The following is a 25,374-nucleotide window of genomic DNA, read 5'->3' as shown; positions in this document are numbered from 1 at the left end:
TAGATCAACTGCATCCAATTCTGCCATTGATCGGACAACGGGAATGACAAAGTTGCTAGAGAGTCGCCGTCCAAGTGGTTACACTTGGGCGGCTTTTTTTTCGGGCAGTGGAACTCAAAAGCAATACCATACCCAAACAGACCCTGCCAGCAGTCCAGACCCAGAGAGCACTATGAAATCAGATACCCAGCCAGCCCAACCCTGGTACAAAGAGCCATTGATGTGGCTGGTTGCCGGAATTCCTGCCGTTACCGTTTGCTGGGGTGTTGTCATGATTACCCTGGCGGTCAGCAGCAAGGATTCACTGGTAAGCGACAGCTACTATAAAGACGGTGTCAGCTATACCGAAAATGTCGAAATGGACCATCAGGCCAGCCGTCTGCAGATCCGTAGCAGTCTGGTGTTTGCCAATCATGAAGCCCGCCTGGTTCTCGACGGCCAGCTGGAGCAGGAGCCAGATACCTTATTGCTGGAACTGATCCACCCAACCCTGCAAGAGCGGGATCTTGAAATCATTCTGCAGCGCACAGAGCCCGGGCTTTATATTGCCGCCGCCGATATACAACTGCCATCCCGGCGTTATGTCTGGTTACAAAGCCCGGATCAGGGCTGGCGGATACGCTCCACAGAACAGCTGGAATACAGCAAGGTCGTACAACTGAACGCCCAATGACAGAGCATGCCAATAACACCCGGTGCTTTCACTGTGGTGAAAACGTCAGCCCGTCTGACGAAAAACGCTGGTCAGCCCTGATTGATGGTCAATCACAGCCCATGTGTTGTCCGGGCTGCAAGGCCATTGCCGAAACCATTGTCGCCAGCGGCCTGAAAGACTATTACAAGCACCGCACCGCGCTGCCAGAACTGTCTCCCGCCGAACTGGACGACCATGAACTGCAAGCACGGGAATCACTGGCGCTATACGACAGCGAGGCCATGCAGCAACGTTTTGTTGCCCGGCTGGACAATGGTATGGCAGAAGCCACCCTGGTGATCGATGGTATCAGTTGTGCAGCCTGCGCCTGGTTAATCGAACACCGTCTGAATGCGCTACCCGGCGTTGACCAGGCCGTCCTCAATCTGTCCAACCACCGCCTGGTGGTACGCTGGGAACCAGAGAAAATACCGGTTTCCAGTCTGATCGAACAAATTTACCGCCTTGGTTACCGCGCCTCCCCTTTTTCTGCAACCGCTGCCGAACAGCAACGTCATGTCGAAGGCAAGCGCAGCATCCGCCGTCTGGCGGTTGCTGGCATCGGCATGATGCAGGTAATGATGCTGGCCGTCCCCCTGTATGTGGGCATGGTGCCGCAATACGAATTTTTTATGCGCCTGGCCTCCATGTTACTGACATTACCTGTGGTGCTGTACGCAGCCTGGCCTTTTTTTGAAGCCTCAATCCGGGACCTCAAAACCCGCCACCTGACCATGGATGTACCGGTTTCCCTCGCGATTGCCCTGGCATTTTGTGCCAGCATCTGGAGCACGTTCAACCAGGGCAAAGAGGTCTATTTTGACTCCGTCTGCATGTTCACCTTCTTTTTGCTGCTGGGCCGCTTTCTGGAAATGCGCGCCCGTCATCGCATGGGAAAATCCGGTAACAACCTGCTGACGCTGCTGCCCAACGTCGCTCTGAAACTCAGTGACGACACCCCAAACGCCACCGAAACGGTTATTGCCAGCGAAGAAGTCAGACTGGGAGATTTGCTGCTGATCAAGCCCGGTCATGCCATTCCTGCCGACGGCGTTGTGATCCAGGGTCGCAGCTCCGTCGACGAAGCTGCCCTGACGGGCGAATACCTGCCCGTCACCAAACGTAATCAGGATCACCTGATTGGCGGCACCATCAATATCGAAAGCCCGATTATCATGCAGGTCACAGCCACCGGAGCGGAAGCCCAGCTGTCGACCATTGTTCGTCTGATGGATCGGGCACAGCAGGAAAAACCCCGAATAGCCCTGATCGCCGATCGGATTGCCAGTCGTTTTGTTGCCGCCGTCTTGCTGATTTCGTCGGCTGTTTTTCTGTTTTGGTGGCAACAGGGTAACGATCACGCCTTTTTTATCGCCTTGTCGGTACTGGTCGTCACCTGCCCTTGCGCCTTGTCGCTGGCAACACCAACGGCGCTGACAGCGGCCACCGGCGCGCTACGAGAGGCCGGATTACTCATCAGCAAAGGCCACGTACTGGAATCCCTCCCGACCATCGACCGGGTAGTATTCGATAAAACCGGCACCCTCACCCAAGGCAAGCTCACCATTGAAGACGTCGTTCTGGCAGGGGAACTGGACAGCGACCAGGTACTCGCCATTACCGCCGGACTGGAAAAATCCAGCAGTCACCCGATTGCTCGCGCTTTTCGCCGGATTCGTCCCGACACCGTCACCGAGGTCCAGCAACACACCGGGGCTGGCATTCAGGGGCAATGGCAGCCAACAGCAGAACAGTCATATGCCGTCCGCTTTGGCCGCCCCGACTTTGCCTTGCCTGACCACTCCTCGCTGGATACCAGTCAGTTGAACCATCAGGAAGGGCAATGGCTGCTGCTCAGTGTCGACGGTCAGGCTGCAGCCTGGATCCGGCTCGGGGACAGCATCCGAAAATCCGCCACCAGCCTGACCCAGGGCCTGCGCCAACGCAAAATCAAAACAGCCTTGCTCACCGGCGACCCCGGCGCCTCAGGTCAACAACTGGCAACACAGCTGGGTATTGACGACGTCCAGATCGGCTTGTCACCCGAACAGAAGCTACAACAGGTACGCCTGTGGCAACAGCAGGGAGAACGTGTATTAATGATTGGCGATGGCATCAACGATGTCCCGGTACTGGCTGGGGCCGACATTGCCATTGCCGTCAGTGACGCCACGGACCTGGCCAAAACCAGCGCCGATGCCCTGGTCACCAGCGGCCGCCTGGACTGTGTATTACAGGCTCTGGACACCGCCAGCCGTACCCGCCAGGTGATCTACCAGAATATCGCTTGGGCGCTGCTGTATAATCTGCTGGCCTTGCCAGTGGCAGCGGCAGGTTATATTCCTCCCTGGGCCGCAGCCATTGGCATGTCATTCAGTTCGCTTTTGGTGGTCAGTAATGCGCTGCGACTATCCCGGACGACCAAACCGGATGTATCCGGTCACAATTAGCACACTCAGCCACAAGGCCAGATTATAATGGCTTCCACTCGCTTGGTTTGATGGACATAACATGGATATTATCTACATACTTGTTCCACTTTCGATCGTCCTGATCAGCATTGCCACGCTGATTTTTTTCTGGGCAGTGCGCAGCGGCCAGTTTGATGATATGGAATCTCCGGCTCACAGAATTCTCTTTGATGACGATGACGATCCCGCAAGCACCCAACCCGCAGCAACCGACACAACACCAGCACCCCATACCACGGCAACCGATAAAAACCCATTGTGATTGAACCACTCTCCCTGTTAACCGCCCTGTTGCTGGGCCTGTTTGGCTCCAGTCACTGCCTGGTAATGTGTGGCGGCATTGCCGCCGCCATTGGCACCCGCTCACAACAACAACCGCTACTGACAGCACTGGCTTTTAACAGCGGTCGTATCACCAGTTACGCCTTTGCCGGCCTGCTCGTCTCGCTGCTTGGCTTATGGCTACAACAACTGAATGATGTACTGATGCTGGCATTACGTACACTGGCCGCCATACTGCTGGTGCTGATGGGGCTCTACGTTGCCCGCTGGGCAAGCTGGCTCACCCGTATCGAACAAGTTGGCCAATATCTATGGCAAAGGCTGCAGCCTGCTACCCGCCCCTTGATGACACAATATTCGATCAGCAGTCGCTTTCGCCTTGGACTGCTATGGGGCTGGCTCCCTTGCGGACTGGTATACAGCACTTTGAGCTGGGTCGCCGCCAATGGTGATCCCCTCAAAGGGGCACTGACCATGTTCTGCTTTGGCCTTGGCACACTGCCTGCCCTGTTCGCCAGTGGCCTCGCCGCCACCAGCCTGAGCCGATTACTCAGTCACAGCCTTAGCCGTATCATTGCCGGACTGTTACTGATTGGTTACGGCGTTTGGACTGCAGCAGCCATCTGGTTATAGTAGCCAGGGTCGTTATTGATCAGCGACTGATCATCCGTTGACAATACCTTGACTCAATACCTTGACCAATGTCTTGACAGCCACTCGTCGAGCTAAGACCATACGAAAATTAATGGAACACGGTTCTTCCCTACATAACGGAAAACCCGACACGGTGAGCTCAATGAAAACAAACCAAGCTGCACAGCCTGCGCACCCTCCCTTGCGCGGTAATCAACCCCACTGCCAGACTTGCTCCCTGAACGCACTGTGTCTGCCACTCTCGCTCAGTGACACAGATATGGAGCGACTGGACGATATCATTCGCCGTGGCCGACCCATTCAAAAAGGCCAGCTGTTATTCCAGCAAGGGGATGAATTCCAGTCCGTGTTTGCGGTACGTACCGGTGCCCTGAAAACCTACACCCTGGCCAGTAATGGCGAAGAACAGATCACTGGCTTTCATCTCGCCAGCGAACTGATTGGCCTGGCCGGTTACGATGCCGGTGATTACCCTCTCACCGCCAAAGCGCTGGAAACCACCACCGTCTGTGAAATTCCGGTTCATCAGCTGGAAAACCTGACCGACGAACTCCCCGACCTGCGCAAACAGTTGATGCGCACCATGGGCAACGAAATTCGTCACGACCAGAACATGATGTTGCTGTTGAGCAAAAAGAACGCCGAAGAACGTGTAGCCTCGTTTTTGCTGGATATCTCCAACCGTTACGCTCGACGCGGTTTCAGTGCCACCCACTTCCGCCTGCCCATGTCGCGGGTCGACATCAGCAACTACCTTGGCCTCGCGGTAGAAACCATCAGTCGGGTATTCACCCGTTTCCAGAAAAATGCCCTGATCGAAACCCAGAGCAAGGAAATCATCGTTCTGGACATGAACAGCCTGTATGAAATGGCCGGACTGAACCCACAAATTGAATGTGACGAGAAAACGCCGGCGGAATAATCCCGCACAGCGTGCCGTTACCCTTCTCAGCGGTAACGGCAAAAAACCCCTTATATCCTTGTTTCTGTGCCCAGTTTCATCCCTGAACCCGCTAACCGGCCACCGCGTTGTTATTGGCTGGCAACAGTTACTGACGCCAGCCAATCTATTCGCTAGAATTCGCCGCCTGATTTTTAGCCAGTGTTCCGCCCCAGAATGCTCAGGAGTTTTCCAGCATGACCGCCGATGTCATTGATCGCAAAGCACGCACCGAATTCAACAAACTTCATAAACGTTTGCGCCGAAACGTTGGCAAGGCGATTGAAGACTATTGCATGATCGAAGAAGGTGACCGGATCATGGTATGCCTGTCGGGCGGCAAAGACTCCTACACCATGCTCGATATCCTGATCAGCCTGAAAAAAAGCGCCCCGGTCAACTTTGAGCTGATTGCCGTCAATATGGACCAGAAACAGCCCGGCTTCCCCGAACACGTGTTACCCGAGTATCTGGGCAAGCTGGATATTCCCTACCATATTGTTGAAAAAGACACGTACAGCGTGGTCATGGATCTGGTGCCGGAAGGAAAAACCACCTGCGGCCTGTGCTCCCGCCTGCGTCGCGGCACCCTCTACGGCTTTGCTGAAAAAATTGGTGCCAATAAAATCGCCCTGGGCCATCATCGCGACGACATCATTGAAACCTTATTCCTGAACATGTTTTACGGCGGCAAACTCAAAGCCATGCCACCCAAGCTGCTCAGCGACGATAAAAAGCACGTTCTGATCCGTCCGCTGGCCTACTGCAAGGAAAAAGACATCCAGGCTTATTCGACCGCCATGGAGTTCCCAATCATCCCTTGTAACCTGTGCGGCTCCCAGGACAACATGCAGCGCCAGAACATCAAGAATATGCTGACCGAATGGGAAAGAATACAACCAGGCCGCAGCGAGAATATCTTTGCTGCCATCTGCAACATCGCCCCCTCCCAGCTCGGCGATCTCAATCTGTTTGATTTTGTCAATTTGCAACAACAACAAGACCAGACGCACCTGGCCACCCGGCTCGATATCGTCACCATCGATTAAAGGCGCGTCCCGGCCCCTGGGCAGCTCCTCACCAGACAGCGCACCCAACCTTCAAGGGAGAACCATGGATACCAATATCATCACCCCTGAGGGGTATACAGAGCTGGAGCAGGAGCTGGATTATCTCTGGCGAACTGAACGCCCGGAAGTCACCAAAAAAGTGACCTGGGCAGCGAGTCTGGGCGACCGTTCTGAAAATGCCGACTATCAGTACAACAAAAAACGGCTGCGAGAGATTGACCGCCGGGTGCGCTATCTCAGAAAACGGCTGGACGCTGTACGGGTCAGCGAATACCACCCCAGTCAGGAAGGCAAGGCCTATTTTGGTGCCTGGGTTACCCTGATGGACGAAGAGGATAACACCTTGCTTTTCCGTATCGTTGGCCCGGATGAAATCTACGGCAAAAAGCATTATGCCTCTGTTAATGCGCCGGTTGTCAGAGCGTGTCTGGGGAAGTCAGTCGGTGATGATGTGTTCATCAAAACAGAAGAAGCAACCCGGGAATGGGAAATCACCGCCATTCGTTACGATACCCCGTTATAACAAGAGACGAGGTTGGCCGCTGTTCTGATCCAGAAACCGGCTGGAAGCTGGAATCCGTGATTTACACCACAATGGCCTGATGAATCATATGATGGATCATGGCTTTGAGTTTCGCCGGGCGTACCGGCTTGTTCATCAAACGATAGCCCAGCTCCCGCACTTCCTGTTTCAGCACATTGGTGTAATTGGCCGTAATCATCAGCACCGGCGCATCCAGCCCCAGATCGGTACGCATCTGCCGAACCACATCCAGCCCGGTGACGCCATTGTCGAGATGATAATCGGCGAGAATCAAATCAATACCGGCATCCAGCTCTGGTTGTTGCACCAGCAGTTCTTCGTAACTACGCGCGGTGATCACCTCAAAACCCCAGCCACTGAGCAACACCGCCATGGCCTGACAGATCGATGCTTCATTATCAATCACCAGCGCCCGGCGTCCCCGAAATTGCTGATTGCCCAACAAGGCCAATCCCGGTGTGGTTGCCTTGCGGGACAGCTGGCGGCGACCATAAGGCACCAATACCGAAAAACAGGAGCCAAAGCCAAGTCGGGACTGCACCTTGATCGGATGCCCCAGAATACCGGACATTTTATCCACGATCGCCAACCCCAAACCCAACCCCTTGTCCCGCGCCGTGTCTTTCTGGCTGCCGCGATTAAACTCAAGGAATATCTCCTCCAGCTTGTCTTCGGCAATCCCCACACCGGAATCCCAGACCTGTATTTCCAGCCCTTGTGGACGACGGCGACAACCGAGAGAAATCTTGCCCTCGCGGGTATAACGCACGGAATTGGTCAGGAAGTTACGCAGAATACGGGCTAACAACTGTGAGTCGGTCAGGATCACCGCTGAAGTGGCGACAAACTCAAACGCCAGCCCGGAATCCGCTGCCAGCGTACGATATTCATTGGCCAGATTCCCCAACAGGTCCCCGGCACTGAAAGCCGTAATATCGGGTTTGACGACCCCGGCATCCAGCTTGGAAATATCCACCAGCGCCGCCAGCAGACTTTCGACATCTTCGAGTGAATAATTCAGCGAAAACACCAGTTGCCGGGTACGCTCATCCAGATTGTGTTCCATCAAGGAAGCACAAAACAGCCGCGCAGCATTCATCGGCTGCAACAGGTCATGGCTGGCCGCGGCGAGGAATTTGGTTTTGCTGTGGTTGGCTTTTTCGGCTTCCTGCTTGGCATCCCGCAGGCGATGCTCCATTTGCACCCGCTCTTCGATCTCCTGCAGCAGCTGGCCATTCAGCTCCGTCAGCTCCTTGGTGCGGTCTTCGACCCGTTGCTCCAGGTGTTGATAGGCCTGGGTCAGTGCCTCGGAAGTCCGGCGGATTTCAGTAATATCCTGAATCAGCACATAAAACCCCTGCACCTCTCCCTGACTGTCGATTTCCGGCACATAGTTTTTGACCACATGGCGGATTTCGCCATCCGGAGCGGGATCGGTGATTTCAAAATTCACACTGCGCCCACTGAGCGCCCGTTCGATATAAGGCCGCAAGCGCCGCATCTGCTCCGGCTGGATAATCTCTTCCATGCGGCGGCCGAGGATATCTTCGCGCTCATAACCGTACCAGGTTTCATAGGCACGGTTGGAAAACATAATACTGAGGTTCTTGTCGACATACCCAATCAGCGCCGGCACGGTATCGGTGATGACCCGGATACGTTGTTCACTCTCGGCCAAGGCTCTTACCGCCCGGCTGCGTTCGGTGATATCGGTATAGGTATTGACGAACTCACCATCGGGCATCGGATGGGTACGGATTTCCAGCACCCGGCCATCCGACAACACCTGCTCCAGCTGCAGGCAAGGCCTGCCCTGCCCGTCTTTTGACAAGGGGTTGAGGTCATCCACTTCGGTCAGCTGCATCATGCCAGAGAAACTGAAGCCGGACTCCAGCACCGCCTTGCTTAACCCGGTCAGTTCGGCAAAGCGGTGATTCCAGGTTTCCAGGTGCTGGGCCTGATTGACCAGCACCACTCCCTGCGAAAGTTTATCGAGGGTATTTTGCAGGGTACGGGACTTGGTCGCCAACGCCCGTTCGCGCAACGCCCGTTCATTTTCGATCAGCGCGCTGATGTCCTTGTACAACACCACCAGACCGCCATCCCGTGTCGGCCGTTCACTGACATGCACCCAGGCACCGCTACGCATATGGAAGACCTTGCCATCCCCCGGCAAGGCACCATAACCAGTGCTGACCGCTTCACCATAATAACGGTCAATCAAGCGGTAGTGCTGCGACAGTTTATGGATCTGCTGCTGTTCCATACCGGGGGAAATTTCAATACCGGAGCATTGCCAGAACTGGTTGAAACGGGAGTTAGCCAGCACCAGCTTGCGGTCGGCATCGTACAGCACAAAGGCATCGGAAATGCTTTCAATCGCTTGTCGTAACAGATCGTGGGCATTGGTGGCGGCGGCATTGGCCCGTACCAGCTCGACGTTGGTACTTTTAAGGCTGTGCATCGCTTCATTCAGCGCCTCGGTACGTTCACGTACCTGCTCCGCCAGATAGACCGAGTGCTTGAAGTTATCGTAGGCACCGTCAGAATTTTCCGGCCCGGCTTCAACCCGGTGCATCAGCGCCTGATTGATTTTTTCCAGCCGCTGGTTTTTGTCTTCAAGTTCGGCCAGGCGCCGCTTGAGTTCATCGACCTCTGCACTCAATAGTCATTTCCTCCCAGTGCCACACCGGTGAACGTCTGGTTCAAATGCATGCCGTTAAACTGTTCCCCATAGGTGTTAAAACCAATCACCTTATGGTGCGCAAACATGGTGGACGCGGTCTCAAGCAAGCCAAGATGCTGCAGCTCCAGCCGCCGAAAAATACAATCATAGCCCAGGATCAACTGCGGCGTGCCGATGCGCTGGCTGATGTCGTCGAATAAACCATCCAGCTGCGCCAGCATGTCATCTGACCGTGAACACGTCAGTACAATGCCAGTATCCACCGCACAATAAAAAGACAGGCTGTTGTCCGGGTTCACTTTCTGAATGGCGCGGGGGTAATAGCGCTCACCGATTTTTACCGACAAGGGGTTCAGGGCAAATATTTGCGGATTCAAAGTCTCCAGCGGAATATTCAATACCCGGGCGTATTCCAGGGCAGCGGGTTCGGCGTTGATCTCAAATACCCGCCGTTCCAGTGGATCGGCATTGGTCACCACCAGCTTGTCATCGGTCGGCAGCAGATGATGAATACTGAAGGCCTCAAAATCAAAGGCGGTATTCACCAGTAACAGAATGGCGGCGTTGGTATGGAAACGGCCGTCATAATACACATGGGTTTTGTTATGGCACATATCATCGGCCGCCGACCCTCCCAGCAAGGGAATACTGCCGAGGTGTGCGTTCAGCAAACGCAGCAAGCGCTCTTCTTCTACCGACAGTCCGTCCAGCAAGGTCAGGGCAAAGGTATTGCCCTTGATGGGCGCAACCTGCTGCTCACGGCAGTGGTCGAGCATCTGGTGAATCAGCCCCTGGGCATCAGCAAAGCTGAAGCGGGCCAGATCGGACATCAGGGCCGACTGGATCGCAAACGATGAAGCCGGAAATCCAATCGCGGTAATACTGCCGCTGCAATACCCCAGCGGCGAGATTTCTCCGGCGGTGGTACAGCCCACCAGGTTAACACCGGAAAAACACTCGCCCAGCGCCTTGGCCAGGGCTTCAAAGTCAAAATCGTTGGAGCAGAAAAACACCACCTGACTCAGCTCGATACCCGCCAGTTCCTGCAATAACTCTTGCGCGGCAACCTCTGGATCCTGGCTGGCTGAACAGGCTGTTTTTATGCCATCGTACTGTTTGGGTTGTAATGCCAGCATCGTTTCCACCTTCCTGCCTCCACACCACTCAGGATATTCTTTCCATAGCGCATGAGTTTACTTAACCGCAAAGGGCAGGAACATGCTACTTCCGACCCGGTGCTTCCTCTGTTGGCACATTCGTTTGGCTGAGTTCACGACTCTGCCCCGATTCACCAGCCCTTGCCATTCAATACTGCCGGACATACTTCATCTGAAAGTACGTCATTTATAACCGTTTTGTTTATAGTCGTTTGTGCATAAGCCGTTTTTTATAGTCGTTTTTTACAGTCGTTTTATCGCCAGCGGCCACTAAACCAACCACAAAACCAGCCACTAAACCAGCCACTAAACCAGCTACAAAAAAGGGACAGCCGTAGCCGTCCCTTGTTCCGATTTTTCAGGCAGTGCTTATCTATAAAACACTCAGAAAGTAACAACCGCGCCCAGTGCGACGGTTGTTGTATCCGCCGTAGCGGTCTCGGCTTTATCCCATTCGCCCACCAGCGTCAGATTGCTGTTGATGGAATGGAAAACGGCCAGGGTTTTGTTCTCCAGATCCAGATCAGAACCACCGTCGGTAGTGCCGCCGTCGTTCTTGCCCTTGGACACCACAAAGCGGTTATCACCGTGGGTATAGGATGCTTGCAACAAGGTGCCATCCACTTCTGCGCCATCAGAGGTAACCAGATTACTCAGACCCGCCGCGCCAACGCCTTCAGCGGTAAAGCCGGAAGCAGTCAGGGCCAACCCCGCCACCTTGACATTCAGACCGTAAGACACGCCGCTGGAAGTCAGTTTGGTACCGGCTTCTTTCGATTCCTGGTTCATATAACCCACCCAGGCTTTGGCGGTAGCACCATCAAAGTCCATATCGTAGGTTGCTTCGGCTTCGATACGGGGACGGCTTTCTTCCGATGCCGTTGAACGCTTGGCCGGGTCCATCAGACCCACAGCCAGGTTAAAGCCTCCCATGGCCGGCATGCGGTAGGTAATCTGGGAGTTAGGGAAAGGATACAGATAGCCGGTACCAATATTACCGAAAGACACGTTGTTGCCATCGTCAGTGGTGGTGATGGTCTGACCAAAGCCCAGCAACATTTCATCGCCAAAAATATTGGCGCGGTTAAACAGTGCGAAATCCTTACCCATCAGAATCTGGCCAAAATCACCATCGACTGTGGCATAGAACTGCCGCACATCAATCATGGAATCGGTCAGATTGGAGTTACCATCGTTGATGGTGACCCAGAAAGAAGAACGGCCGCCCATGGTCAGGCCATCCACTTCTTTACTGAAATTAAAACCGATCACATTGGGTAAAAAGCCCATTTTGACACGGGACTGGGATACATCATTGGTACCGTCAGCACTGCTATCACTGTTGACATAAAAGGTATTGAACAAACCATCCACAGAAAAGGTGGTCGCCTCCTGGTCGTACAGCGTGATAGCGGCAGACGCCTGTGCGCTGATAGCTACCGCCGCTGCCATTGGCAGCAACTTGAAGATTTTATTATTTTTCATTTTGTATGGCCCTGATAGTGTTGTTTTTGTCGTACAGGGTCAGGGTCCTGCGTTTTCTGCGGCGCTGTTGGCTACCGTACAGAAAAAAGATGGTTCAGGCCGGTCAGGCCCGAACCATCTTAAACAGGAACACTCTGAAGCGGTGCAGGACTCTCGCCCTGAACAACGTTGGCCACTATCCGTTGTCTGTATCGTTACCGCTATCATCCCTTTAACGACAATCACGCCCTCTTTGGTTGCACTTCATTGGTGCACAGAAATCCCGATTCTAAAGTCGCGACACCTAAAACCTTAGTATTAGAAATACGCCGCGCCGCGACCCGGCGCGCAGGCCATGGTGCCCTCGTTCCACACCATATGCCCCACGCCATATAAGGCTTTAGTAGGTCATTATCAGGCCCCAAAGAAGCATTGAGCCTGTCGCCCTGCTGCCTAGGATGGGGGGATTGTCATAAAAATAATAATCGAGGAATTCTTATGCGACCCTGGTACGCACACGTTCTGTTGTGGGCCTGCTTGTGCAGTCTCGCCAGCTGGCCAGCCACCAGCACGGCCAATGAACCAGTGGATCATTCGGTAGCACCAACCGCCATCCATGATTTGATCCAGCAGCTGTTTCCCAAAGCCACCCGTATTGAAGCCAAACAGCAAGACTACCCGGTTTACCCGGTCTATCAGCTGAATGAACTGTTGGGTTACGCCTACGAATCTGCCGATCTTGTTGATTTGCCAGGTTTTTCCGGCCGACCGATCCGGTTGTTGATCGGCCTGGGTGCCACCGGGCAATTCACCGGCATCCATATCCTCGAACATCACGAACCGGTTTTTCTACACGGTCTGGGGCAGGAGCCGCTGTTCCGGTTTATCAACCAGTACGAAGGCCGTTCACTGACAGAGCATATCGTTATCGACAGCAACAAGGCCGGTGGTAATGCCACCGACGGCGTGGTCTATTTTGATGGCGTCTCCAAAGCCACGGTATCGGTCATTATCGTCAACGATACGGTGTTATCGTCGGCGCTCAAGGTCGCCCGGCACAAGCTGGAAGGTTTTGCCCAGGCTGCGGCCACCCAGCCGATCATGGACAAATATGAACCACTGAACTGGCAAGAAATGCTCGACCGGGGCTACATCGGCTATTGGCGTCTGGATCAAGCAGATGCCGAACGGGCATTAGGCACCGACCTTGGCAGCTACCCTTCCCTGAGTAATGCAGAAGAAGACGAAGCCTTTACCGAACTCTGGTACGCCTATATCAACGCCCCCTCCGTTGGCCGCAACCTGCTGGGTGATGAAGGTTTTGCCCAGCTGCAGGCATCTCTCAAGCCGGGCCAACAAGTGCTGGCGGTTATGTCACGAGGACTGTTCACCCATGTACCGGCTGATTTCCGCCCCGGTACCGTACCCGGCCGCCTGGCGCTCCAGCAAAGCCAGTTGGCGGTCGAAATGCGTGATATGGACGCGCTCGATCGCAATATCCAGCTGGTCGCCGATGGCATTCCATCCTTTACCCAGGCCAACCTGTTTCAGGTCGGTGGCAACGCCGGTTTTAACCCCGGAGCCGAATCCGCCCTGATACTGAACATGGAGATGCCCCGCAACCACCTGATCACCGACCGGGCACATTTTGAGATTCCGGTAACCTTGCCCGCTGAACTGTTTGAGCAGGTTGAAATAGAAACCACCACCCGGGCACCACTCTGGGTCGGCCTGTGGAAAGATCGCTGGCTGTCAATCACGCTGCTGACCATCAGCCTGATTCTGTTAACCATCCTGTTCAGCTGGCAGCGGTATTTCACCCGTTTCCCCCGTGCGATGCATGTTTTTCGCTGGGGTTTTCTGGTGTATACCGTCGCCTATCTCGGTTTTTATGCCCAGGGGCAGCTGTCGGTCGTCAATATCTATACCCTGCTGCTGAACCTGTACGACGGCTTTAACCTTGGTATCTTCCTGCTCGACCCGGTGATTTTTATTCTGTGGAGCTACACCTTTGTCAGTCTGTTTATCTGGGGACGCGGGCTGTTCTGTGGCTGGCTTTGCCCCTTTGGGGCCTTGCAGGAAATGGCCTCAGCACTGGCCAAACGGCTGGGCATTCGTCAACGGCGTATCCCTGAACCCCTGCACCGCAAGCTGATTCTGATCAAGTACCCGATTCTGGCCGGACTGGTCGCAACCGCGTTTTATTCCCTGACGCTGGCGGAACAACTGGCCGAAGTCGAACCCTTCAAAACCAGTATTACCCTCTATTTTTATCGCGCCTGGCCCTTTGTGCTGTACGCCGTCGCCTTGCTGGTGGCCAGTATGTTTGTGCACAAATTCTACTGCCGTTATATGTGCCCACTCGGTGCCGGTCTGGCCATTATTGGCAAACTGCGCCGCCTGAACATGCTCGACCGTGTGGATATGTGTGGCACGCCGTGCCAGCTGTGTAAACGCCGTTGCGAAATCAACGCCATTCGCAAGGATGGAGAAATCGACTACGACGAGTGCATCCAATGCCTGGAATGCGTCGTGATTCTGCGCGACGACACCCAGTGTGTAGACAGCATCAGTGCGCGAAAAAAGGAGCAGCGGCAAGCCAAGGCCAGGTTACTGGCAACCGATGCGGCACAATAACAACATCAGCAAGCACAACCTGTTGCGACCAGAATGATCGCAACAGGTTACGCACACCAAGGACAGCACGTGCAAGGACAGCCTGGCCAGTTACAGTAACCAGAACACTTCGCCGTCATAATGATAGCTCTGGCATTCACTGCTGATCACATTACCGTTGTAACTGATGTTGGCGGTGGAGTCGCTGACGCCCGTAAAACGATTGTCAGACAGATTGATTTGCGCGGTCAGGGTATTGTCTATGGTGAAGAGTTCGTTCATATACACACGATAATCGGCACTGAGCTGGATAAGATTGCCAGACTGGCTGACAGACTGGGGGTCCGGCATTTGCCAGTAACCCCAGTGGTCACCGACAAAATGGCCAGCATCCAGCTCAATGACAAAAGGGGCGTAATCGTAACCGAGACTCATCGGGTGACTGTCGTCATCACAGTCCGTGATCATAATGTCTGAGAACACCAGAGCCAGATGCTCGGTACTGCTCATATCCAACAGGTGACGGCTGACATCAGACAGCGTCAGCTGATAGTCAACCTGGCCTTCGTCATAGCTATCATCGTCTTCATCCTCGTAAGTCACATTGGGATAAATGGCAATACGGTATGTCAAGCCAGCACTGACCGGAAATATAATCACCTGATTACCACTCCACTCAAATGACAAGTCACCTGCTGGTTGAGCGTTATATTCCACCACCTCAAGTGCTATATCGCCAGAACTGCCTTGTAGAAACTCACTATGCAGGATCACACTGATATAACCGCTGGCCGGGGCGGTATAAAGATAGTAATGATGGTCCGGTTCATCGTAGTCAATTTCTTCATCATAAATGATCGATGCTTGTACCAGGGTATTGTGTGCAAGCTCCGTATTCTCACCATCGTAACTGGCTCTGCTCAAGGTCGGATTGGTATCCTCCAGCAGCGGGGTGATACCGGAAGAATCGCCACCATCACCGCTTGAGCCACCACTACTGCCAGTGCCAGAAGAACCGCCACAAGCGCTGAGCAGCAAAGAAAAAACAACAGCCGTAAACCGTAGACGTGCTTTCATACAACAGACTCCTTATCAGGGTATTTCTGTTGTCAACGCAGTCGCTCAACATTGGTTGACACTTGTTGGCTCTAACATACCTATCCAGAAGTCTCTTTGTGATGGAGTCGACAATATTCTATATTGGACAATCGTACCCGTGCAGGACAGTGGTGAGGACAGTGGTGGCCGCCGCTGTTGCCACAGTCTGTCTCTTTGGCGGGTAATTAACTGTCAGACGTTCTGGAAAATAATGTCAATAGCCACTGCGCAACAGCAAGAATCTACCGCCCGACTAACCCCTTGGCACTAGATACCTAACGCTATCGTAGCCTTTACCTCAGGTAAGGAACCGGTTTACTGTCTTCCATTATTACAAGAATAATGACGCACTCTGCGCATACGCTTCGGGACCCTCTATTTATGTCTGATTCCATTTCCAATCTGAGAAAGTTTGTTGCCCCGGAGATTATCTTTGGCGTCGGAGCCCGCAAAACCGTAGGTAACTTCGCCCGGAATTTTGGCGCCCAGCGGGTATTGATCGTCACCGACCCCGGTGTAATCGCCTCCGGGTGGGTCGCCGATGTACAAAACAGCCTGCAGGAAATGGACATTGATTACCGGGTTTTCTCCGCCGTCAGTCCCAACCCCAGAACCGAAGAAGTCATGGCCGGAGCCGCCTTCTATAATGAAGAAGGCTGCAACCTGATTGTTGCCGTGGGCGGCGGCAGCCCGATGGACTGCGCCAAGGGCATTGGCATTGTCTCGGTCAACCGCCAGCATATTCTCACTTTTGAAGGAGTCGACCGCATTCATTCGCCGATTCCGCCGCTGATTTTTATTCCGACCACCGCAGGCACTTCGGCAGACGTTTCCCAGTTTGCCATTATTTCCGACCAGAACAGCCGCATGAAAATCTCTATCATCAGCAAGGCAGTGGTACCGGATGTTTCCCTCATCGACCCGGAAACCACGCTGACGATGACGCCCTTTTTAACCGCCTGCACTGGCATCGACGCCATGGTGCATGCCATCGAAGCATTTGTATCCACCGCCAGCGGCCCACTCACCGATACGAATGCCCTGGAAGCCATCCGCCTGGTGGCCGGCAACCTGCCCGCGCTGGTCGACAACCCTACCGATATTGCCCTGCGCGAACAGCTGATGCTGGCGTCACTCAAAGCCGGGCTGGCGTTTTCCAACGCCATTCTGGGGGCCGTACATGCCATGTCCCACAGCCTCGGCGGTTATCTCGATTTACCGCATGGTCTCTGCAACGCCATTCTGGTCGAACGAGTGATAGACTATAATTACAGCCATGCAGAAGATCGCTTCCGGGTGATTGCCGAAACCCTGGGCATCCAGACCAAAGGCCGGACCAGTACCGAAATACGCCGCCAGTTGGTCGACAACATCAGCCAGCTCAAGGCCAGAGTGGGTCTGACCCAGAACCTGGGGCAATCCGGCGTGCGGTTGGCCGATATTCCGGAACTGTCTGGCAAAGCACTGACCGACCCCTGCATTCTGACCAACCCCAGAAAATCCAGCAAACGAGATGTAGAGGTGGTCTATGAGGAAGCGTTATGACCCAGCCTCTGACGTGAACAACGAGCCGCAAAACAGCAACGAGCACAATGCAGAGGACCAGGCCCTGGTACAAAACCTGATTGGCCTTGGAGCCTTCTCGGCGCGCAAAAGCTACTATCCGGAATTGCTGCAAAAGATTGATGAGCTGGAAAGCGAAAAAGAACGCTATCAATGGCTGTTCGAAAACGCCCTGCACGGCATCTTCCAGGCCAGAGCCAGTGGCGGTATCAGTGGTGCCAACCCGGCCATCGCCCGTATGTGTGGCTATCGGGATGCCACCGAATTCCGCTACTCCGTCACCTCCTTGCGCCACGACCTGTTCCACGATCCGCAAGACCTGGACACACTGATGCAACAGGTAAATCAGCTCGGTCGCCAGCAATCATTCGAAACCCGCTTCAAGCGCAAACTGGGCATGGAACCAGTCGCGGTGTCGATCAACGTGCTGCTGAAAGACCCGCAACAGGGCCTGATCGAAGTCTTCGTGCATGATATTACCGAACGCAAACGCGCCCAGGCCGCCATGGCCCGTATCAATAACGAACTGGAGCAGCGTGTCGAAGTCCGCACCCGGGAACTACAGGCCGCCAAGCAGGAAGCCGAAGCCGCCAACGCCAGCAAAGACAAATACCTTGCCGCCGCCAGCCACGACCTGTTACAGCCAATGAACGCTGCCCGCCTGCTGGTTGCCACATTGCAAGAACGCACACTGGATAACGACAACCGGGTTCTGGTTGAACGTATTCACACCGCCCTGACCGGTGCCGAAGAACTGCTGGCCGACCTGCTGGATATTTCCCGCCTCGATGCCAATGCCGTAACCCCCGATCATGAAGAGTTTGCCGTCAACGACCTGCTCAAAACCCTGTACAGCGAATTCCAGACCCAGGCCCATCAAGCCAATCTCGAATTGCATATGGTACCCAGCAGCCTGCGTATCCGCAGCGACCCGCGCTTGTTGATGCGCATCCTGCGCAACTTCGTCAGTAATGCCATTCGCTATACCCCCACCGGGCGGGTACTGATAGGTTGTCGCCGCCGTGGCGACCAGCTGCAACTGATGATTTGTGACTCCGGGCCGGGGATTGCCGAACACCAGCGTACAGAGATTTTTCGGGAATTCCGCCAGCTCGACAACGCCAACCAGGGGCGCAGCAAAGGCGTTGGCCTCGGCCTCGCCATTGTTGAACGTATCGCCCGTATGATGGATCACCCGGTGGCCATTCATTCACGGGTTGGGATTGGCAGCTGTTTCTCCGTCACCGTGCCACAGGCAAGTGTTGATGACCCACAAGGCCGCCACTCCGCCAATCGTGCCGACACCGTGCCGGAAGGTCTGGCCGCCAGTGCTCGTCTTAATCGGGTGCGGGTACTGGTGATCGATAACGAGGAAACCATTCGTCTCAGTATGAAAAGCCTGTTGCAGGCCTGGGGGTGTAACGTGATTACCGCCAGTAATGGCGAAGTCGCCCAGGATGCCTGGCACAACTTCTGTCCGGATATTGTACTGGCGGACTATCATCTGGATCACGATGAAACCGGCACCGGCGTGATACGCACTCTGGCAGCCGCCGACAGCAACGTTATGGCAACCCCCCTGATCGTTATTACCGCTGACCGCAGCGATACCGTGCGTCAGGAAATCACCCGACTGGGAGCCACCCGTCTGAACAAGCCGGTCAAACCGGCCAAGCTCCGCGCCCTGATGGCCTATTTACTGGAACAATAACCCGAAAAACCCGTAAACCCGGAGCAAACACGTCAGGCCCCCTGTCTGGCGTGCCTTACGAACCAGCCAGATATTGCCCCAGTGCCGTCTGGATGCCCGTTGTCAGCGTTGCCAGATCGTCATTGTCCATCACAAATGGCGGCATCACATAAACACAATCGGCAAACGGCCGCACCCAGATCCCCTGCGCTACACACAAGGGCTGCAGTTCTGCCACATTGGCCAACTGCTCCAGCTGCACCACACCAATCGCTCCAAGCACCCGGACATCACGAATACCGGCCTGACCTCGCAACGGCGACAAGCCCTGCTCCAACTGCTGTTCGATACGCTGTACCTGAGCCTGCCAATCCGAATCCAGTAACAAGTCGATACTTTCACAAGCCACCCGGCATGCCAGCGGATTCCCCATAAAGGTCGGGCCGTGCATAAAACAGCCAGCTTCTCCCTGGCTGATGGTAGTGGCAATTTCGGTGGTTGCCAGTGTGGCAGACAGCGTCATATAACCACCGGTCAGAGCCTTGCCCACACACAGGATATCTGGCGAAATAGCGGCATGTTCACAGGCAAACAGCTTGCCGGTGCGGCCAAACCCTGTGGCGATTTCATCAGCAATCAACAGCACATCAAACTCATCACACAAACGTCGGGCGGCGCGCAAATAGTCGGGATGATAAAAACGCATCCCCCCCGCCCCCTGCACAACAGGCTCCAGAATCAGCGCGGCCAGCTCCTGGTGACAGCTCTCCAGCTTCTGGCGCAACCCGGCAATGTCCGCCGCCAGTACCGATGTATCTTGCGGCTGGTCAGCATTGGGGTAAACAGCCTGCGGTTCAGGGACAAAGTGCTGGGCCGTCAGGACTCCGGCAAACAGATGGTGCATTCCCCGACGTGGGTCACACACCGACATCGCCCCCATGGTATCGCCATGATAACCACGCTCCAGCGCCAGCAGTCGTTGCTTGGCCGGTTTTCCCCGCGCCTGCTGGTACTGGATGGCCATTTTCATGGCCACTTCAACCGCCACCGAGCCGGAATCGGCCAGAAAGACCTTGTCCAGCCCCGCTGGTGTCAGGGCCACCAGCCGCCGCCCCAGCTCAATCGCCGGGCCATGGGTCAGACCGCCAAACATCACATGGGACATGTTCTCCAGCTGCTCGGTGGCAGCCTGATTCAGACGCGGGTGATTGTAACCATGTACCGCACACCACCAGGAGGCCATGCCATCGATCAGCTCGCGACCATCGCTCAGGCGTAACCGTACACCACTGGCAGAAGCCACCTGCCATACCGGAGCCGGGGTGGTCATCGAACTGTAGGGGTGCCATAAATGCTGGTGGTCAAATTCGCTATCGCTTAACGCCGGGTTTGACCAGGGTTTGGCGCTGGAGTGGTCATGGCCTGTCATCATCTGCTCTCACTGAAATCAATGGCAGAAAGGTTAACGGATTTCAGCCATTAACTCCGCTACAACCCGATAACAGATCGATTCAACGGCGTGATTTCCTCTTTTGAGCTAAACAGTCGGAGCCAGCCTCACCATTAGTAAACCAAACCGGGCTGACCGTATTGACCTGTTCTGTCACCGTCTTATTGTCAAGCAACCCAATACTGCCTTTTAATCGCCACCTGACCGCCACCTCATCAACAGGTTAATCCGCTCCCATGCCCAATTCCTGCTCCACGCCCTGGCAACGTCGTCTCAATCACGCCAGTCAACAGCGCCGCCAACTCGACCAATGGCGTCAGCGTTCAACCCTCAATAGCCAGCAAGGGCCAGTGGTTCAACGCAATGGGCAGCCGCTGATCAATTTTTGCAGCAATGATTATCTTGGGCTGGCGATGGGTGGTGCCAACGCCCTGGCGCAAAGCGCCCAGCGCTGGGGCCTGGGAAGCGGCTCGTCGCATCTGGTATGTGGCCATTCCAGCGCCCACGACGAACTGGAACGAGCGCTGGCCAGGCACACTGGCTATCCGGCCGCGCTGCTGTTTTCCACCGGCTATATGGCCAATGTCGGCTGCATCAATGCCCTGACCCAACGCGGCGACCTGATTCTGCAAGACAAGCTGAACCATGCTTCACTGATCGATGGGGCGTTACTCAGCCGCGCCGATTTTCTGCGTTACCGCCATCTGGATTACGATCAGCTGCAACAACGGCTGATACAGCGCCAATCGCTGATGCAACAAGCACAACAAGAGATAGCAAAACAACCACTGACACTGGTGGTCAGCGACAGTATTTTCAGCATGGATGGCGACCTTGCCGATGTCGCCCGGCTCAGCCAGATTTGCCAGCAGCAACAGGCCTTGTTGATGGTTGATGACGCTCACGGGCTGGGGATTATTGGCAAACAAGGTGCCGGGGTGCGTTCGGCCTTTGATCTCAGCAGCGAACAACTGCCGGTGTACATAGGCACATTGGGTAAAGCCCTTGGCGGCTTTGGTGCCTTTGTCGCCGGTGATCAGGCACTGATCGATTATCTGGTGCAGTTTGCTCGCCCCTATATTTACACGACTGCGTTACCGCCAGCGGTGGCCGAAGCCATGCTGTCGAACCTCGAACGCCTGCAAGACGATAGCTTGCGACACACATTACACCAGCATATTGGCTATTTTCGCCAACGTGCCAGCCAGCTCGGGCTTGCCCTGATGCCGTCAGAATCCCCGATTCAACCCTTGATGATTGGCGACGAAGCCAGCGCCATGGCCATCAGTACCGAACTGCAGCAGCGTGGCCTATGGGTAACAGCCATTCGACCACCGACCGTTCCCAATGGCAGCAGCCGTCTACGTATCACCCTGACCGCAGCCCATACCACCGCCCAGATTGACCAGTTACTGACAGCACTGGATGAGCTGATACCAGAGTCGCTGCGCCTCCCCGCAGCCGACATCCGGTCATCAGACCCACAGGGAGAGACATTGTGAACCCGGCCGATATCTGGCAACCACTGGCCGCCGCCGCCCATTCACAATCCAGTGCGGATACCGGCCCCGTATGGTACTGGCTCCCCGGCTGGGGATTCAAAGCCACCGTATTTGAGCCATTACTGAGTCGGTTGCCCGGTGTGCACCTGGGCCTCGACTATCCGGTGTTTTATCAACAGCTGACCCGGTTCAACAGCACACCGGTATGCAGCGATGCCACCCGCCTGCTGCAACAATCCGCGACGGCCGATGCGATCTGGGTCGGCTGGTCGTTGGGCGGCGCGCTGGCCCATGCCGCATTAAGCCAACCGTCGGCCCAGCAAACCAAACCGGCCATCAGCGCACGGGCATTGTGCACCATGGCCACGGGCCATCATTTCTTGAGCCAGCCAACAGCCCCGCAGCAGGGTATGGATGCCGCGGCCTTTACCGGCTTCCGCAACAGCCTTGAGCGCTTCCCGGCCAAAACCCTGAAACGCTTCCTGGCGTTATGTTGCCAGGGAGCGGAGCAAGCGCGCAGTAATATGACCACCCTTGCCAACGCCCAACTGGACAGCACCCAGGCCGCACTGCTCGCCACCTCGCTGGACTGGTTAACCCAATATCAGCTGGACGATGCACAGCTCGACAAACAGCAGCCCGGCATGCCCCGACTGGCCTGTTACAGCCAGCAGGATGCCTTACGCCCAGCCGGATTAACCTCCAGCCACGGCTTGCTGGCGGAGGCCGGCCAGAGCCACGCACTGCTGGTGGAAGAAACGACGATTCCTTCCCTGCAAGACGCCCTGCTCCAACTGCTTGATCACAGCGTCGGAACACCACAATGAAGCCACCCCTGATGCGTAATAAACGCCAGGTCAGCCAGCAGTTCAGCCGCGCCGCCAACAGCTATGACCAGGCCGCCACGGTGCAGCAATGGGCACAACAGCAATTAATGCACTACCTGCAACAACAGCAACCGGAAGGCCTGCACGGACACTGGCTTGATATCGGTTGTGGTACCGGTACCGCCTTCGAGCCGCTGTCGACTCTGGGGGCCGAGCATATTACCGCGATCGATATGGCCGCAGGCATGCTGACGGTTGCCCGCCAGCGGCCGCTTTACCCCCATGCCGCGGCCACTGGTGAGCTGACTTCCCGCACCCTGCTACTGGCCGATGCAGACCAACTCCCGCTGCCTGACGGCCGTTACCGGAATACCGTCACGAATGCCAGCACCGACGCAAGCCAGCAGCCCCCTTGTGGTGCCATCTCCAGCCTGATGCTGCAATGGAGCGAACACCCGCAACAGACCCTGACCGAGTGGTATCGAGTACTGGCACCGGGGGCCACGCTGGCCATCGCCACACTGTTACCCGGCACCCACGCCGAAATTGCCGCCACCTGGCAACACATTGATCATTTCCGCCATATCAATCACTTTACCAGTGACACAGAGCTGGCCAGGGCGCTATTACAGGCCGGTTTTATTATTCAGCAACAACGTCAGAGCTGTTATCAGGAGCATTACCCGGACACTCTCAGCCTGTTAAAAGCGTTAAAAGCCATTGGTGCCACCAACGTCAACAGTGACCGTCGCCCTGGTCTGGGCGGTCGCCAGCTCATTCGCTTGTTTGACCAGTACTACCCCAAAGCGGCCAACGGCCAGTGTCCCCTGAGTTACCAACTGGGCTGGATACTGGCCACCAAACCTGATCACGGATAACCCCATGACCCATACGACTCCCCCTTCCACCACCGGGCCAGCCCTGCCTCCGCGCCGCCTTTTTATTACCGGCACCGACACCGATGTGGGTAAAACGCTGGTATCTGCCGCCTTGCTGGCTGCCGCGAGCAGAGCCGGTTATCGCACTTTTGGGCTGAAACCCGTTGCCGCGGGATGCACATGGATGGCCAGCCCGGACCAACCGCAGCAACCACAATGGTGTAATGACGATGCACTGCTGTTACAGCGTTTCAGTAGCGTCGAGCAGCCCTATACCAGTCATAACCCGGTTGCCTTCCAGGCTGCCATAGCCCCTCATATTGCTGCCCGCCAGGAACAGCGGCCATTACATCTGGATCAGCTGACCCAGGCCTGTATAAACTCTCTCGACAGTGCCGGAGCCAATTTTGAATTGATCGAAGGTGCCGGGGGTTGGCTGGTGCCGATCAACACCAGCCATTCACTCGCGGATCTCGCCGTTGCCATCGACCGCAGCGCTGACCGTCAGCCACTGGAAGTGATTCTGGTGGTGGGTTTACGGTTGGGTTGTATCAACCATGCCTTACTCAGTGTTGAAGCCATTCGCGCCCGGAGCCTGACGCTCACAGGCTGGATCGCCAACAGCCTGAATCCCTCCATGGTGGTGGAGCAGGATAATCTCGACTATCTAACCGAGGTACTGAGCCAGCAACGTATCCCCTTGCTGGGCCATGTGCCTTACCAGAGCACTCTGGCCAGTCCAGATGATATTTCAATCCAGCAGGCTGTCGATACCAAAGCCGAAGCCGCAATGATGGCCAGCCAGTCACTGGCTGCCATGTTCCGGGAATAACCACCAGCCTGCTACACAAGACCGGCGTCCGGCATCATCTCCCCCTGGATCAGGTGATGCCGCCAACGCAATGCCGTGAAAGTCAACAAATGTAAAAGATCTCACAAATCGGTCGGATTCTTGCCAGCATGCTGACCATCCAACACTATGTTGTCGTATATTAGCCACATAATACGGGTGTAATAGCTACTTGGCCTGACTAACAGCCTGACTAACAGCCTGACTAACAGCCTGACCAATAGCCTGGCTGATAGCCTGAGCAGTTCTGCCATCCAAAGACAGAATCGACGGCTTAATCCCTATAACAATTCCCAATAGCAACCAATAGAAGGACTCTTGATGAATATCATTAGCAAACAACTTATGGCCATCTCTCTTGCCTCTGCCTGTACTTTCAGTGCAGTCGCACACGGCAACGACGAAGTTGAAGACGCCATTGAATACCGCCAGGCAGTATTCCACCTGGTCGCTGCGCATTTTGGTCAAATGGGTGACATGATCAAAGGCAAAAAAGACTTTGACGCCGTGGAATTCCAATACCGCGCCAACAGCCTGGATGCACTGTCAAAAATGCCGATGGAAGGTTTTACCGTACCTGGCTCAGATAAAGGCGATACCAAAGCCAAACCGGCAGTCTGGGAAAAACCGGCACTGTTCGAAGAAAAAATGACCAAGTTCCAGAAAGACTCAAGCGCATTGGCTAAAGCAGCACAATCCGGCGACATGGACACTATCAAGCCTGTCTTTATGGAAGCAGCCAAAAACTGCAAAAGCTGCCACACCGACTTTAAAAACCGCTAGTAGCTGATTCCGGGCCTGACCACGTCAGGCCGGTATGACTCAACCCGCCGACATGGCCAAACCCTGTGTCGTCGGGTACTGCGGCGGGGACTGCCCTGTTACCCGCCGCTCTGTTACATCAACACCTCATCAACATTTCATCAATATCACATAAC

Annotated in this window: 20 protein-coding genes; 15 read left to right on the top strand and 5 right to left on the bottom strand. The window is 55.2% G+C overall.

Features of this window, described 5'->3' with window-relative positions; translation table 11 throughout:
- Positions 1–172: 172 nt before the first annotated feature.
- From Q8W32_RS10645 to greB, 7 genes are all read left to right on the top strand, one after another.
- On the top strand, positions 173–673 hold the full coding sequence (locus tag Q8W32_RS10645) for a FixH family protein (protein WP_303434294.1): 501 nt from the start codon (positions 173–175) through the stop codon (positions 671–673).
- A complete protein-coding gene (locus tag Q8W32_RS10640; protein ID WP_305414875.1) occupies positions 670–3,144 on the top strand; it encodes a heavy metal translocating P-type ATPase in 2,475 nt (824 codons plus the stop codon). Before Q8W32_RS10645 ends, Q8W32_RS10640 begins: the two co-directional genes overlap by 4 nt.
- Positions 3,145–3,205: 61 nt before the next feature.
- Positions 3,206–3,427, top strand: a complete 222-nt coding sequence (ccoS, locus tag Q8W32_RS10635) for a cbb3-type cytochrome oxidase assembly protein CcoS (RefSeq protein WP_305414873.1) — start codon at positions 3,206–3,208, stop codon at positions 3,425–3,427.
- Entirely contained in the window at positions 3,424–4,080 is a 657-nt protein-coding gene (locus Q8W32_RS10630) for a sulfite exporter TauE/SafE family protein (RefSeq protein WP_303434297.1), read from the top strand. Before ccoS ends, Q8W32_RS10630 begins: the two co-directional genes overlap by 4 nt.
- Before the next feature lie 163 nt (positions 4,081–4,243).
- Positions 4,244–5,023 (top strand): fumarate/nitrate reduction transcriptional regulator Fnr, encoded by a 780-nt coding sequence (fnr, locus tag Q8W32_RS10625; protein WP_303434298.1) that lies wholly within the window; start codon positions 4,244–4,246, stop codon positions 5,021–5,023.
- A 215-nt stretch (positions 5,024–5,238) separates the two neighbouring features.
- Positions 5,239–6,090, top strand: a complete 852-nt coding sequence (ttcA, locus tag Q8W32_RS10620) for a tRNA 2-thiocytidine(32) synthetase TtcA (RefSeq protein ID WP_303434299.1) — start codon at positions 5,239–5,241, stop codon at positions 6,088–6,090.
- Between the two features lie 64 nt (positions 6,091–6,154).
- The gene (greB, locus tag Q8W32_RS10615) at positions 6,155–6,634 is read left to right on the top strand and encodes a transcription elongation factor GreB (protein ID WP_305414872.1); all 480 of its coding nucleotides are present in this window, start codon (positions 6,155–6,157) and stop codon (positions 6,632–6,634) included.
- Positions 6,635–6,695: 61 nt separating this feature from the next.
- On the opposite strand, the gene Q8W32_RS10610 is transcribed toward greB, so the two are convergent.
- From Q8W32_RS10610 to Q8W32_RS10600, 3 genes are all read right to left on the bottom strand, one after another.
- Entirely contained in the window at positions 6,696–9,320 is a 2,625-nt protein-coding gene (locus Q8W32_RS10610) for a NahK/ErcS family hybrid sensor histidine kinase/response regulator (protein WP_305414871.1), read from the bottom strand.
- Positions 9,317–10,477: a nitric oxide-sensing protein NosP gene (gene nosP / locus Q8W32_RS10605; RefSeq protein ID WP_305414912.1), complete on the bottom strand. Its 1,161-nt coding sequence runs from the start codon at positions 10,475–10,477 to the stop codon at positions 9,317–9,319. Before nosP ends, Q8W32_RS10610 begins: the two co-directional genes overlap by 4 nt.
- Positions 10,478–10,882: 405 nt before the next feature.
- Positions 10,883–11,983 carry a porin gene (locus Q8W32_RS10600; protein ID WP_305414870.1) on the bottom strand — a complete coding sequence of 367 codons (1,101 nt, stop codon included), beginning with the start codon at positions 11,981–11,983 and terminating at the stop codon, positions 10,883–10,885.
- A gap of 477 nt (positions 11,984–12,460) precedes the next feature.
- Between Q8W32_RS10600 and Q8W32_RS10595 the strand changes: the two genes are divergently transcribed.
- Positions 12,461–14,599, top strand: coding sequence for a 4Fe-4S binding protein (locus tag Q8W32_RS10595; RefSeq protein ID WP_305414869.1), 2,139 nt, complete (start codon positions 12,461–12,463; stop codon positions 14,597–14,599).
- 90 nt (positions 14,600–14,689) lie between these two features.
- On the opposite strand, the gene Q8W32_RS10590 is transcribed toward Q8W32_RS10595, so the two are convergent.
- Positions 14,690–15,655: a hypothetical protein gene (locus Q8W32_RS10590; RefSeq protein ID WP_305414868.1), complete on the bottom strand. Its 966-nt coding sequence runs from the start codon at positions 15,653–15,655 to the stop codon at positions 14,690–14,692.
- Positions 15,656–16,057: 402 nt separating this feature from the next.
- Between Q8W32_RS10590 and ercA the strand changes: the two genes are divergently transcribed.
- Positions 16,058–17,221 carry an alcohol dehydrogenase-like regulatory protein ErcA gene (gene ercA, locus Q8W32_RS10585; RefSeq protein ID WP_303433980.1) on the top strand — a complete coding sequence of 388 codons (1,164 nt, stop codon included), beginning with the start codon at positions 16,058–16,060 and terminating at the stop codon, positions 17,219–17,221.
- The gene (locus tag Q8W32_RS10580) at positions 17,205–18,950 is read left to right on the top strand and encodes a NahK/ErcS family hybrid sensor histidine kinase/response regulator (RefSeq protein ID WP_305414867.1); all 1,746 of its coding nucleotides are present in this window, start codon (positions 17,205–17,207) and stop codon (positions 18,948–18,950) included. The genes ercA and Q8W32_RS10580 overlap by 17 nt, the downstream gene beginning before the upstream one ends.
- A 55-nt stretch (positions 18,951–19,005) precedes the next feature.
- Here Q8W32_RS10580 and bioA read toward each other — a convergent pair whose 3' ends face one another.
- The gene (gene bioA, locus Q8W32_RS10575; RefSeq protein ID WP_370693680.1) at positions 19,006–20,361 is read right to left on the bottom strand and encodes an adenosylmethionine--8-amino-7-oxononanoate transaminase; all 1,356 of its coding nucleotides are present in this window, start codon (positions 20,359–20,361) and stop codon (positions 19,006–19,008) included.
- 254 nt (positions 20,362–20,615) lie between these two features.
- On the opposite strand from bioA, the gene bioF reads away from it, so the two are divergent.
- From bioF to Q8W32_RS10550, 5 genes are all read left to right on the top strand, one after another.
- Positions 20,616–21,881 carry an 8-amino-7-oxononanoate synthase gene (gene bioF / locus Q8W32_RS10570; RefSeq protein ID WP_305414866.1) on the top strand — a complete coding sequence of 422 codons (1,266 nt, stop codon included), beginning with the start codon at positions 20,616–20,618 and terminating at the stop codon, positions 21,879–21,881.
- Positions 21,878–22,708 carry a hypothetical protein gene (locus tag Q8W32_RS10565; RefSeq protein WP_305414864.1) on the top strand — a complete coding sequence of 277 codons (831 nt, stop codon included), beginning with the start codon at positions 21,878–21,880 and terminating at the stop codon, positions 22,706–22,708. Before bioF ends, Q8W32_RS10565 begins: the two co-directional genes overlap by 4 nt.
- Positions 22,705–23,586, top strand: a complete 882-nt coding sequence (locus tag Q8W32_RS10560) for a methyltransferase domain-containing protein (protein WP_305414863.1) — start codon at positions 22,705–22,707, stop codon at positions 23,584–23,586. Before Q8W32_RS10565 ends, Q8W32_RS10560 begins: the two co-directional genes overlap by 4 nt.
- Before the next feature lie 4 nt (positions 23,587–23,590).
- A complete protein-coding gene (bioD, locus tag Q8W32_RS10555) occupies positions 23,591–24,418 on the top strand; it encodes a dethiobiotin synthase (protein WP_305414862.1) in 828 nt (275 codons plus the stop codon).
- 339 nt (positions 24,419–24,757) lie between these two features.
- Positions 24,758–25,219 (top strand): cytochrome c, encoded by a 462-nt coding sequence (locus tag Q8W32_RS10550; protein WP_303433986.1) that lies wholly within the window; start codon positions 24,758–24,760, stop codon positions 25,217–25,219.
- Positions 25,220–25,374 lie beyond the last annotated feature (155 nt).

Source organism: Oceanobacter sp. 3_MG-2023, assembly GCF_030688925.1.
In the GTDB taxonomy this organism is placed as follows: Bacteria; Pseudomonadota; Gammaproteobacteria; order Pseudomonadales; family Oceanobacteraceae; genus Oceanobacter.
The sequence above is the reverse complement of the archived record's forward strand: the minus strand, read 5'-3'. Positions and strand labels throughout refer to the sequence as shown.